Source organism: Pandoraea norimbergensis (assembly GCF_001465545.3).
Lineage (GTDB): Bacteria > Pseudomonadota > Gammaproteobacteria > Burkholderiales > Burkholderiaceae > Pandoraea > Pandoraea norimbergensis.
On record NZ_CP013480.3, the window covers coordinates 758530 to 770926 of the forward strand.

Genomic DNA, 12397 nt, shown 5'->3' on the forward strand with positions numbered 1-12397 from the left:
AATCCGGTGGTAGCAGGCAATGGACGCGGCGGGCGTCAGACGGGCTTATTGTGCGCCCGTCGCGACGCGTATGCCGCGCCGCACGGTCATTTGGCGTTGGCGGTCATCTTGAAGATGCCCTGCGCATTCCCCGCGTCGAAACGCAGGTCGATCTTCCAGCAATGCTTGGTGTTGTCGTACTCACGACGACGGGTGATGAATTCGTAGAACGAGCCCGGCACGTCGCGCGTGACGATCTCGCCGTTGGCCGCACGGAATTCGCGGCGCACTACGTCGGCACGATACGCCGTCTGGAACACTCGGCCCGAGCGCGAACGCTCGACTTCCGGCTTCATCGGACGGCCCTTCGCCTTTTCAGCATCGGACAGCGCGAAGACGTCGTCGACACGGTCGGTCGCATGGTTGAAGGCGTTGCCCTCGGTGGCAATCCACGCCATCTCGGCCGACTCGGCCAGCAACGCATCGTAATCGGCCTCGCCCGGCACGTCATGCTGACGCGCAAACGCGCCCACGATGACGGGCAGCAAGGCTTGCGCCGTTTCGAGCGGCAGGGTGCCGTCGCGTTCCAATTCCCACAGTTGGCCGACGGCGGCCGGCGTCAGCGGGTCTTTCGACGTGCCCACGACGTTCGAGACGGCTTGCTGGAACCCCTCGGAGAAACGCTCAGGGTGCAACTCGCTTACGAAGAACTGCGAAATCTCTTCGGGTGCATCTTCATGGGCGTAGGCGCGGCCGGTCATGCCCAGCCGGTCCAGCGGGTAACGGCCGTTCGGGCGGAAGCCGAGCGGACGCAGAATTCGCGTGAATGCGGCTTCGCCCGGCGGCAACGCGCCATTGCTGGCCCAACGCACGGTGCGCAACGCGCCATGGTCGAGATAGACGCTGCCGCCATTGCCGATGGTTTCTTCGGTGTAGGTGCGGCCGTTTTGCGAGCGCGCCAGCAAGCCCTCGAACAAGGCCATGTTCATGGCCTGCGCCAGTTCGGCACGGGTGACCTGACCCGGCTCGTACACCGCCAGAATCGACGGCGAGTTGAGCGTGGCGAAAAGCGCGTCGGTACGCGCTTCTCCCAGCAGGGAAACCAGCAACGACTGCACATTGGCATTGCGCATCGGAATGTCTCGCAGGGTGGGGCGCTGTCGCTTTTTTGATGTCAGGCAACGCCGCAGGGTGTCGGGGCAGGCGCGTGGGAGTGTCACCTCGCGCCTTCTTGCAGTGACAGCATTATTGAAAGGGATGACACGCGCGTAAAGCGAGATAAAATTGCCACTTGATGCGTTTTTGGAATCAACATGCGCAAGTTCAGAACCCCAAGCACGGGCGCGCTGCTGGCTTTCGAGGCCGCCGCGCGCCACGAAAGCTTTACCCACGCGGCCCGCGAGCTGTTTCTGACGGAAAGTGCGGTGTCCCGGCAGATCGCCACGCTGGAGACCCAACTCGGCGTGCGCCTGTTCGTCCGGGCGAAGCAACGCGTGGTGCTCACGCGCGCCGGGCGTCTGTACAGCACGCAGGTGCGCCGTACGCTGGAGCAACTCGACCGCGACACGCTGTCGATCATGGCGCACGGCAGTGGCGGGGGCTATCTGGAGCTGGCGGTGCTGCCGACGTTCGCCTCGGAGTGGTTGATTCCGCGCATGAAAGACTTCAACGAGCGCCACCCGGACGTGCGCGTGAACATGGGCGTGCATACGGACCTGTTCACGTTTGACGAGACGCACTTCGAGGCGGCCATTCACTTCGGCCAGCCAACTTGGCCGGGCACGTCGTCGGACTATTTGTTCGGGGAAGAGGTGGTGCCGGTGTGCCGCCCGTCATTGCTGCGGGGGCCGGTCGATACGGCAGCGGATCTGCTGCAATACCCGCTGCTGCACTCGACCACGCGTCCCTCGGCGTGGACGCGCTGGTTTGCCGAGCAGCACATTGAAGACAACCGCACGGTGCAGGGGCTGCGCTACGAGCTGCATACGATGCTGATCGCAGGTGCTGCGGCCGGATTGGGAATCGCGCTGGTGCCGAAGTTCTTCGTCGAAGCGCAGCTAGGGGCGCTGGACCTCACGATTCCGTTCGAGGTGAAAAGCGTGGCCGAATCGGCCTACTACCTCGTCTATCCGACGGAACTCACGCATGGTCAGCCACTGACGGTATTCCGCCAATGGCTGCTGACCCAAGCGAGTGCTTACCGTCCGGTATAGCGGCCCGGGCGATGCCACGCCACGACCATGGCGCTCATGGCAACGGCCGACAGCGCCGACCAGCCCACGCGTCCGAGCGGAATCGTGGCGGTGGAAACCAGCAGGATCGTGGCATCGATGCACACCTGCGAGATGCCCGCGTTAATGCCGCGCCGGCGTTGCAGCCAGAGCGTGACGATGCCGGTGCCGCCCACACCTGCGCCATGACGTGCCAGCGCGAGGATGCCCATGCCGCACAGCGTGCCGCCGACAAACGCGGCAAACAGCGGATTGACGAACGCGACGTGCAGGGTCTGCGGCATGGCCGCGAGGGCGAAGGTGATGCCGAAGCTCGCGATCGTCGACTTGAGCGCGAAGCCGGGCCCCATCGTGAAGTACGCGAACAGGAAGAACGGAATGTTCACCAGCGTAAAGATGGTGCCCACCGGTAGCGGAAAAATATAAGAGGCGAGCAGCGCGATGCCTGCCACGCCGCCGGTGACTAACCCGGCAGCCTTGAGCAGCACCAGACCGACCACCACAAATGCCATGCCGATGATCATCGCGTAGATGTCTTCAAGCACGGAGTGCGGCACGCCGATTGTGTCGGTGGCCGCCATGACGCCAGATACGGCGCCCGATTCGTGTTTCATGATCTTAAAGTCAGGAACAACAAGACGGCGCGTCCGACTCTCCTGGTGTCGTAACGCGCCGCCGGTACTTTCCCGCGTCGCTGTCTCTGGCGACGCGCAGCTTGACTGCCTGTTATGTTTGAACGTCAGTTGAATCTATCACGCCAATATCGCGATCACCCTATAACGCGCGATCAGGCAACGTGGTGCACCCAGCCGAGCGGATCGGCCACTTTGCCACGCTGAATGCCCGTGAGTTCGTCACGAATGCGCTTGGTCACCGGGCCTTCGCCACCGTCGCCGATGTTGAACTCGCCCTTGGCATGCTTGATCTGGCCAATGGCCGTCACCACCGCTGCCGTGCCGCACGCGAAGGTTTCCTTCACGCGGCCGCTGGCGGCGTCAGCCTGCCATTGCGCGAATTCGTACGGCGCTTCGTTGACGGTCATGCCGTTGCGGCGAGCCAGTTCAATGATCGAGGCGCGCGTGATGCCCGGCAGAATCGTGCCGGAGAGCGGCGGCGTTTGCAGCGAACCGTCGTCCATCACGAAGAACACGTTCATGCCGCCCAACTCTTCGATCCAGCGATGCTCGGCTGCGTCGAGGAACACGACCTGATCGCAACCCTTGCCGCTGGCTTCGGTCTGGGCGATCAGGCTGGCAGCATAGTTGCCGCCGCACTTGGCTGCACCGGTGCCGCCGGGGGCTGCACGCGTGTACTGGTCAGACACCCACACGGTCACAGCCGACTTGCCGGGCTTGAAGTACGGGCCGACCGGGCAGGCGATCACGCAGAAGATGTACTCATGCGACGCGCGCACGCCAAGGAAGCTCTCCGAGGCAAACATGAACGGGCGGATATACAGGCTGCTGCCTTCGGTGCCCGGGATCCATGCGCGGTCGATGTCGACCAGCTTTTCCACGGCTTCCAGGAACACGGCTTCCGGCAGTTCGGCCATCGACATGCGCTGGGCAGAATCGCGGAAACGCTTGGCGTTTGCCTGCGGGCGGAACAGCGAAATCTTGCCGTCTTCGCCGCGATAGGCCTTCATGCCTTCGAAGATTTCCTGCGCATAGTGCAACACGGCGCAAGCCGGATCGATCTCGAACGGACGGCGCGCTTCGACCTTGGCGTCATGCCAGCCCGTGCCTTCGGTCCAGCGGATCGTGACCATGTGATCGGTAAATACACGGCCGAACACCGGGTTGGCCAGCTTGGCGGCGATCTGGTCGGCGGGGGTAGGGTTGGCGTGCGGCTCCACGACAAAACGCAGTTGGTTGTCAGCGCTCATGTTTCTTCAGTGTCTCGGCAGAGTTGGCTTGGTCGTCTATGCCGTTAACGTTAACGGCAAGGTGGCGATATTTTCCCCCTTTCGGGGCCTGCCTGTCGACTGAATTCACCGTCCGGCGCGTCTCGGCGGGCTTCGCGCCAGTCAGACGCTGGAAACTGTCGCAATTTGGTGGTTATTCGCAAGAAAATCGCGAAATTTAGCGGATCGTTGCCGAAGGGCCGTCTAACATGAGACGGTAACGACGTACGGTAACAGTGTGTAAAAAAACGTTTCGGTCACAGGCCGGACGACGCTCGACATTTAACATCAGGAGCGGATCATGCTTGAAGTGCCGCAAGACACGCAGGGCATCTGCGCGGACTGGCGAGCACTTTCGGGCACTTCCGGGCAGTGAGCGCCATCAAGTGCTGCTGCCTGATGTGAGCAATGGGAGAGGAGACACATGCAATCGTCAACGATTCGGATGTTGCGCGCCTATCTGCTCGTGGCTTCGCTGGGAGCCACCTGCATCGATGCCTGCGTAGTGATTGCCATGCTGGTGTTCGACGTGCCGCAAACCATCTTCGGCACCACTGACTTCCGCCTGTCGATGGCAGGCTCGCTCGTGCTGCTGATTTTCGCGGCTCGCTCGCTCGCTGGTGTCGCATTTCAAGCGGCGCTCAACAGTCATCACGCCACGCAGAATGTCGAGCAAGGCGGTGCCAGCGTCGCCGTTCGCGACGACTGCCCGCACCGCCTGCTCGTGCTGTTCCACATCAACATCCACGGGCAGCGCCTGTCGATGGACGCGGCCTGAGCGCCGGCCGTCGGCCACTAATCGCTGCTAGCCCAAATCAGGCTGCCTTGTCGGCCACGTACCCCTCATCGCCCGGACGCGGCGGACGCGACATCGCAATCCATTCCTGCACGGCCGGCCGGGTGAACTGAAGGCGGGCGTACTCGGCCAACTCGCTCGGCACCACATCGTCGTTGTAGACCAGCCGGTTGAGCATCAGTGCGAGATCCACGTCGGCAATGCACCACTTGTCGAACAGCGACATCCGGCCGTCGGGCAGCAGGCTCTGCGCAATGGCGATGAGCTTGCTCGCGGCGGCATAGCCGGCGTCCGAGAGCGGCTGGTCCGTCGGGCCGTAATAAATGAACTCCGTCGAACGCTCCTGACGCAACACCGCCAGATCGCTGCGCAACCACGCCTGCACCTGACGGGCGCGGGCGAGTTCGCGCACGTCCGCCGGATACACGGCGACGGCGGGCGAGATCGTTTCCAGATACTCGGTGATGGCCGACGATTCCGACAGCGTGAAGTCGCCGTGGACCAGCGTGGGTACGCGTCGCGTGATCGACAGGTCGGCAAACCCGCTTTCGTGATTGGCCCCGAGCGCGAGATCGACGGTGCGCAGCTCGAACGGCAGACCCTTTTCGCGCAATGTGACGAAGACCGACAAGGCGTAGGGGCTGGTGAACTGTGCGTCTGCGTAAAGGATGAAGGGGGTGATCGGGGCGGCTGACACGATGGACTCCTGACGGAAGAGATGGCCGTCGCGCGACCGGTTGCAATCGGACGCGACGGCGAATTTCGCAAGACAAACATTCCCTGCAAGCGTCTATGTTGCCGTACCCACGGGGTGATAAGCTACTGCACTATTCGATAGCAAGCTGTGAGCCAGATTCACATCTACGAACCTCCCCCATGAACGTAACGCCGCGCGCCCGTCCACCGTTGGCCAATCTCGAAACCGTCTGCCTCGTTGCGCGGCACGGTTCGTTCAGCGCAGCCGCTGACGCGAGCGGCCTCACGCACGGCGCGATCAGCCGGCGAGTGAGCGCGGTTGAAAACTGGCTCGGTTGCATGCTCTTCGAGCGGCACGCGCGCGGGGTGAGCCTGACGTGTGACGGCCAGCGATTTCTTGGCCGTGTCGAACATGCCTTCGACGTGATCGATGCTGCGGCCGATCAATGGCATCAGTCACGCAAGGCCCCGGCAGTCCGGCTTAGCGTCGTGCCGTCGTTCGCCAAGCTGTGGTTGCTCGACCGTCTGGGCTCGCTCGAAAAGGGCAAACCGTTCATCGACATTCAGGTGACCACCGAGCATCGCAACGCCGACGTAGGGGCGGGCGAAGTGGACGTTGCCATTCGCTACGGGCGTGGCGCATGGGCCAACGTCGATTGGGAGCCGTTGCTGCCCGAGACGCTCTACCCGTTGGCATCGCCCGAGATTGCGGCGCGCCTCAAGGGCAAGCGTGCGGCTGACCTGCTGGCATTCCCGTTATTACATGACTCCGACCTCACGGGGTGGCGTGCTTGGTGTGCGGCGCAGGGCGTCACGCTACGCCCGCGTGCACGCGACCGGCGCTTCGAAGATTACACCGTGGTGCTTGCTGCGGCCGAGGCCGGGCTGGGGATCGCCTTGGCCCGCACGCCGCTCGCCGACGCGTGGCTCACGCGAAGCCGGCTTGTGCGGGTGTCCGATGTGGAAGTCGAGTGTCCGCTGCGCTACAACATCGTGACGTCCAAGCGCGAGAAACGCCCCGAAGTGCTCGAAGTGATCGCGCGCCTGCGCGCCGCCGTCACCGCGAGCGGGTACTGAAAAAACAGGCAACGCGCACGCAAATACCACGAACGCGCCGCGACGCTGGCGGGGGTTTCCCGCAATGCGCACAACGCGCGAGGTTGCCTACAATGCGTCGCGTCACCGTTCTGGCATGGATGCACGGCAGGGGATGAACCTACGCTCGCTCGATCTGAATCTGCTGCTCGTCTTCGAGTCGCTGCTCCGCACGCGCAGCACGACCGTGGCGGCCGAGGAGCTCAACCTCACGCAATCGGCCGTGAGCAACGCACTCAAACGCCTGCGGCTGGCGTTCGGCGATCCGCTGTTCGTGAAAACACCGCAGGGCATGCTGCCCACCGACCTTGCACGACAACTCGCCCAGCCGGTGACCGACGGCCTGAGTCTGATTCGCGGCGCCGTCGAAGCGCCGCAAGATTTTGTGCCCGCCAACGCGCAGCGCACGTTCCGTCTCTATCTGAGCGACATCGGCCAACTGATCTTCATTCCGAAGTTGATGGCCACGCTGGCCAAAGAGGCCCCGGGTGTGCGCATCGTTACCGTCGACACCACGCCGCGTGAAGCGCAGAACGCCATGGCGATGGGCGATATCGATCTCGCCCTCGGCCTGTTCACGCGCTTCTCGTCGGGCTTTCACCAGCAGCGGCTTTTCCGCGAACACTACGTCGCTCTCGTGCGCGATGGGCATCCGGCCGTGCAGGAAAGCCTGAGCGCCGAGGCGTTCTTCAGCGCGGCCCATGCGGTCTATCGCCCGACCGCTGGCAATCACGACGTGTTCGAGACGGCCGTCGAGCAGTGGTTTGCGCAGGCGGGCCGGCAACGTCACGTGGCGCTTCGCATGGCGCATTCGATGGGACTCTCGGCGCTGATCGCGGCGAGCGATCTCGTAGTGTGCGTGCCGACCCGGCTCGGACGCGCCCTCAAAGCGGCCGCCGAACTGCGCACGTGCGCGTTGCCGTTCGAGAGCCCGGTGTTCGACATCTCGCAACTCTGGCACGAACGCTTTCACACCGACGCCGGCCATCGCTGGCTGCGCAGCACGATGTTCCGCCTCTTCCACGGCGAAGACTGACCAACCACCCGGTCCGACACGTTCGCGCAATGCTGCACCCCTGATTCACGCCGTAAATACCCCGCATTTATGCAATTCGTTGGCGTCATGCGGCGGCGCTCCTTATCGTGTTCATCATCAACCGGGCACTCGCCCGCAATACGAACAACACGAACAACATCCGCAGGAGACAGGCGGTGATCAATCTGCACGACATTCGTTACGTGCGGCTGGGCACACGCGACCTCGAAGGTGCCACGCGCTACGCACGCACCATTCTCGGGTTGCAGGAAGTGCGCCGCGAGGCCGGCTACGTGTACCTTCGCAGCGACAGCCGCGACCATTCCGTTTGCTATTTCGAAGGCGACCCCGCGGACCACACCGTGGCGTTCGACGTCGCCAGCGACGCGCACTTCGACGCGGCGGCGGCCCAGCTCGAAGCGATGCACATCGAATTTCGCCGAGGCACCCGCGATGAAGCCGACATGCGCCGCGTGGCCGACTTCCTCACGCTTCGTGACCCGACGGGCAACCAGATCGAGTTGGTGCTGCGCGCGGCACAAACCGGACGCGGCTATCACGGCGAGCGCGACGCGGGTATCGACTCGTTCAGTCACGTGGGGCTCTGCACCACCGACGCGCGCCGAGACGAAGCGTTCTGGACGAGCGTGTGCAACGCGCGGGTGTCCGATCGCATTGGCGACGCGCCGTTGCTGCGCATCGACGATGTGCATCACAAGATTGCGCTGTTCCCGGCCAAGCGTGCAGGCATTCAGCACGTGAATTTTCAGGTGAACGGCATCGACGACCTGATGCGCTCGTGGTACTTCCTGCGCGAGCAGGGCGTGCCGATTCGCTTCGGCCCGGGGCGTCACCCGACATCGCACGCCATGTTCCTGTACTTCGCAGGGCCGGACGGCATGGTCTACGAATACTCCACCGGCGTGCGCAAGATTGCACCCGAAGACGAAGCCACGTACGTGCCGCGCCAGTTCCCGTTCGATCCGACCGGGTTCTGCATGTGGGGCGCGAAGCCCGAGATTCCCGAGTTTTCGGCCTGATTGCCGTAGGCGGCGCGCCCCGGTATCGCTCGGGGCCCCGCTTACCTACCCGTGGCGGCGACGCCCGGTTTCCCCATGACACAGAACACACACGCTGCGCCCTCGCTGGCGCTCGCCGCGACGCGCGCAGACGTCTCCGAAGCCGACCGCGCGGTGCGCGTGGCCGCCCGCACGTTGGCGCGCGCAGGACTGGCACACGCCTACGGACATTGCAGTGTGCGTTTGGACGACGAGTACTTTCTCGTGTGCGCCGCCCGCCCGATGGGACTCATCGGTGTGGGCGAAGCGGGCACGGTCGTGCCTATCAACGGCCCGCTGCCGGACGGTGTCCTTGGCGAAGTGCGTCTGCACCAGCAGATCTACCGTCGTCGTCCCGGCATCGGTGCCGTGGCGCGCACGATGCCGCCGAAGACGATGTCGCTCTCTACGCTGCGTCGCACGCCGCGCGCGCTGCATGGCCCGGGCACTTACTTCGCGCCGGGCGTACCGCTGTGGGATGACCCGCAACTGATTCGCTCCGACGCACAGGCGCAGGCCGTCATCGACACAATGGGCGAGAACGCGGCCGTGGTGATGCGTGGCAACGGGGCGGTGGTAGCTGCCGACACGCTCGAAGCGATGGTGGCCCTCACGTGGTATCTCGAAGACGCCGCGCGCGTCGATCTCGACGTGCTCGCGCTCGAAGCCACGTTGCCCGCCGCTGTGCTCGACGCTGCGCAATGCGAAGCACGCGCCACCCGCTCGGGCCGAATCATTGAGCGTATGTGGGAATACCTGTCGGCGGGCGATCCGGAGCTTCGCGACAACGCTGCAACACCCAATCGATAAGTCGTGGACCCGAGCACAACCTGAATGAACCTAACGAACTGAATCGCCCCCCCACCGGCACCGGCCTTCATAGAGCGTTTTCAACAGACGCCACGGCCGCTGACGTTAGCCCACGGCACCTGCCGTATAGGAGACAGACATGGAAATAACCGCTTTGATGAATCGACGGGGCATCACGCCATTTCAATGGCGCGTGATTGCCCTGTGCTTTCTGATCGTGACACTCGACGGCTTCGACACCGCGGCCATCGGCTATCTCGCGCCGGCCATCCGCAGCGAATGGACGATGGCGACGACCAGCCTCGGCACGGTCTTCGGTGCGGGGCTTGGCGGCCTGATGCTCGGCTGCTTCATCTTTGGCCCGTTGGCCGATCGCATCGGCCGCAAGCGCGTGCTGATCGTGTCGGTGGTGATGTTCTCGCTGGGCAGCATCGCGTCGGCGTTTGTCCATAGCCCGACCGAACTCGCGATCATGCGCTTCATCACCGGCATCGGCCTCGGTGGCGCCATGCCCAACGCGATCACGCTCAGCTCCGAGTACTGCGCCGAGCGTATCCGTTCGCTGCTGGTCACGGCCACGTTCTGCGGCTTTACGCTGGGCTTCGCCATCGGTGGCGAAATCGTTGCACAGACGTTGCCGCACATCGGCTGGCGCGGTGTGTTGATTGCAGGCGGCGTGGTGCCGCTGGCTGTCGTGCCTGTGCTCATGCGCTGGTTGCCCGAGTCGATGCGCTACCTCGCGGCCCGTGGGGATCGCGGCGAGCAGTTGCTGGCGATTGCGAAGCAGATCGATCCGCTGGTTACGCGTATCGATCCTGAAGCGGCACCGGCGGGCGCAGCCACGTCGGCGGTGGGCGGGCTGTTCACGCGCCAGTACGTGGTCGGCACGCTGCTGTTGTGGGCCACGTACTTCTGCACGTTGTGCGCGTTTTATCTGCTCACGAGTTGGCTGCCGCTGGTGGTCAAGGACTCGGGTTATACGCTGGCAGAAGCGGCACGCATCGGCGCCATGCTGCCTCTCGGCGGCACCGTGGGCGCCGTGATGATCGGCTTTGCGATGGACCGCACGAGTCCTTACCGCGTCCTCGCGGCGTCGTATGTGATGGCTGGCATTGCTCTGTGCATTCTCGGCACGGTGACGCATCAATCCGGCTGGCTCATGGCCGTGGTCTTCCTCGCGGGCTTCGGCATCGCCGGGTCGCAGACGGGCGCCAACGCGCTCACGGCGGCTTACTACCCGACGGCCTCGCGTGCCACCGGTGTGGCATGGGCGCTGGGCGTCGGCCGTCTGGGCTCGATTCTCGGTTCCAGCCTCGGCGGTGTACTGATCGCGACCGCATCGAGCACGGCACAGGCGTTCCAAATCGTCGCCATTCCGGCCTTCATCGCGGCGGCGCTCATGCTCGTGATGCGTCGACGTGTCGGCCGTGACGGTGCAGTGAGCACCCATACCGCGAAGCCCGCCGCACGCGCCGTCTGATCGGTCGCCAGCGTCGCCAGTATCGCCACGCCGACGACGTCTTCCCCTCTGATTGCTGTACCCGCCACGCGAGCGTCCCCCGACGCGTGCGTGGCGGTTCGCTTGTTACTGGCCGACACAGGCCGGACCACCACAACGCTTCACAGGAGACAACACCGTGACTCACAAGGTACTGCCCGCGCTCGCGCTGGCCGCCGGCTTCGCGTTGGCGCAAACCCCGGCGATGGCGCAGAGCGTCACGCTCTTCGGCATTCTCGATACCGGCGTCGAATACATTTCTCACGCAGGCACCAACAACAGCTCGCTCGTGCGCATGCCCGCCAATACGGGCTCGCTGCCGTCGCGCTGGGGCATGCGCGGTGACGAGGACCTCGGCGGCGGCTTACATGCGCTGTTCATGCTGGAGAACGGCTTCAACGTACGCGGGGGCGATCTGAATCAGGGCGGGCGATTGTTCGGCCGTCAGGCGTGGGTTGGCTTGTCGAATCAATACGGCACGCTGTCGATCGGGCGTCAGTACTCGATGACGTTCTGGGTCATGGCCGACGCCGACATTCTCGGGCCGGACTTGTACGGCAGCGGCTCGCTCGACAGCTACATCCCGAATGCACGTAGCGATAACACTGTGGCCTACAAGGGCGTGTTTCAGGGGCTGACGGTGGGCGCGACCTACTCGTTCGGACGCGACAGCGGCGGCACGGGCAATTCACCGGGGCAGGGCACTTGCGCGGGACAGGTGCCGGGGCAGATGACAAGCTGCCGGCAGGTCTCGACGATGCTCAAATACGACACGCCGTGGTTCGGTGTGGCGGGCGCATGGGACGAGCAGCGCGGCGGCACTGGCGCGGCCGCGAGCTTCTTCAACGGTGCGGCGGCGGTACCGCTCACGAGTTCAGCCGACAAGGACACGCGCTGGCAGTTGAACGGATATGTGAAGGGGGGGAACTGGAAGGTCGGCGCGGGTTGGCTGGGCCGTCGTGTGCAGACCGCGTCGGCGGCGGTGGCCGACGTCAACTCCGACATGTTCTACGTGGGAGCGCTGTACCAATTCACGCCGACATTTGCCGTCGATGGTGAAGTGTTCCGCATGCTTAACGCGCGGCAGAACACGCGGGCGACGATGGCGACACTGCGCGGCACGTACTTCTTCTCGAAGCGCACGGCTGTCTATACCCAAGTGGGCTATCTCGCCAACAGCGAGCATGCGGCGTATTCCGTGAGTTCGGGCGGTGCGGGCGGTTCGCCCACGCCGGGCACGAATCAGCTCGGCGTGAACGTGGGCATGCGGCACACGTTCTGATGACGTGCACCGC

At 64.2% G+C, this 12397-nt stretch carries 12 protein-coding genes; 8 read left to right on the forward strand and 4 right to left on the reverse strand.

Annotated features, from left to right (window positions below):
• Window positions 1-86: 86 nt before the first annotated feature.
• Entirely contained in the window at window positions 87-1112 is a 1026-nt protein-coding gene (locus AT302_RS03420) for a DUF1338 domain-containing protein (RefSeq protein WP_058377221.1), read from the reverse strand.
• A gap of 180 nt (window positions 1113-1292) precedes the next feature.
• Between AT302_RS03420 and AT302_RS03425 the strand changes: the two genes are divergently transcribed.
• Window positions 1293-2192, forward strand: a complete 900-nt coding sequence (locus tag AT302_RS03425) for a LysR substrate-binding domain-containing protein (protein ID WP_058377222.1) — start codon at window positions 1293-1295, stop codon at window positions 2190-2192.
• Here AT302_RS03425 and AT302_RS03430 read toward each other — a convergent pair.
• Both AT302_RS03430 and AT302_RS03435 read right to left on the reverse strand, forming a co-directional pair.
• Window positions 2177-2824 (reverse strand): YitT family protein, encoded by a 648-nt coding sequence (locus AT302_RS03430; protein WP_087689746.1) that lies wholly within the window; start codon window positions 2822-2824, stop codon window positions 2177-2179. The two genes, AT302_RS03425 and AT302_RS03430, sit on opposite strands and share 16 nt — an antisense overlap.
• A 173-nt stretch (window positions 2825-2997) precedes the next feature.
• Entirely contained in the window at window positions 2998-4095 is a 1098-nt protein-coding gene (locus AT302_RS03435; RefSeq protein ID WP_058377224.1) for a branched-chain amino acid aminotransferase, read from the reverse strand.
• A 442-nt stretch (window positions 4096-4537) separates the two neighbouring features.
• Between AT302_RS03435 and AT302_RS03440 the strand changes: the two genes are divergently transcribed.
• Window positions 4538-4891, forward strand: coding sequence for a hypothetical protein (locus AT302_RS03440; protein WP_064675027.1), 354 nt, complete (start codon window positions 4538-4540; stop codon window positions 4889-4891).
• A 37-nt stretch (window positions 4892-4928) separates the two neighbouring features.
• Here the strand turns inward: AT302_RS03440 and yfcF are convergent, their stop codons facing one another.
• Window positions 4929-5606: a glutathione transferase gene (gene yfcF / locus AT302_RS03445; protein WP_058377226.1), complete on the reverse strand. Its 678-nt coding sequence runs from the start codon at window positions 5604-5606 to the stop codon at window positions 4929-4931.
• A gap of 179 nt (window positions 5607-5785) precedes the next feature.
• Here yfcF and AT302_RS03450 point away from each other — a divergent pair, with 179 nt between their 5' ends.
• The 6 genes from AT302_RS03450 to AT302_RS03475 all read left to right on the forward strand — a co-directional run bounded on the left by AT302_RS03450 (window position 5786) and on the right by AT302_RS03475 (window position 12384).
• Entirely contained in the window at window positions 5786-6682 is an 897-nt protein-coding gene (locus tag AT302_RS03450; RefSeq protein ID WP_058377227.1) for a LysR substrate-binding domain-containing protein, read from the forward strand.
• Window positions 6683-6815: 133 nt separating this feature from the next.
• The gene (locus AT302_RS03455; protein ID WP_058380070.1) at window positions 6816-7736 is read left to right on the forward strand and encodes a LysR family transcriptional regulator; all 921 of its coding nucleotides are present in this window, start codon (window positions 6816-6818) and stop codon (window positions 7734-7736) included.
• Window positions 7737-7912: 176 nt separating this feature from the next.
• The gene (locus AT302_RS03460) at window positions 7913-8776 is read left to right on the forward strand and encodes a VOC family protein (RefSeq protein ID WP_058380071.1); all 864 of its coding nucleotides are present in this window, start codon (window positions 7913-7915) and stop codon (window positions 8774-8776) included.
• 75 nt (window positions 8777-8851) lie between these two features.
• A complete protein-coding gene (locus AT302_RS03465) occupies window positions 8852-9604 on the forward strand; it encodes a class II aldolase/adducin family protein (protein ID WP_084656006.1) in 753 nt (250 codons plus the stop codon).
• A gap of 139 nt (window positions 9605-9743) precedes the next feature.
• Entirely contained in the window at window positions 9744-11084 is a 1341-nt protein-coding gene (locus AT302_RS03470; protein ID WP_058377228.1) for an MFS transporter, read from the forward strand.
• 157 nt (window positions 11085-11241) lie between these two features.
• Window positions 11242-12384, forward strand: a complete 1143-nt coding sequence (locus AT302_RS03475; protein ID WP_058377229.1) for a porin — start codon at window positions 11242-11244, stop codon at window positions 12382-12384.
• The last annotated feature ends 13 nt before the right edge of the window (window positions 12385-12397 follow it).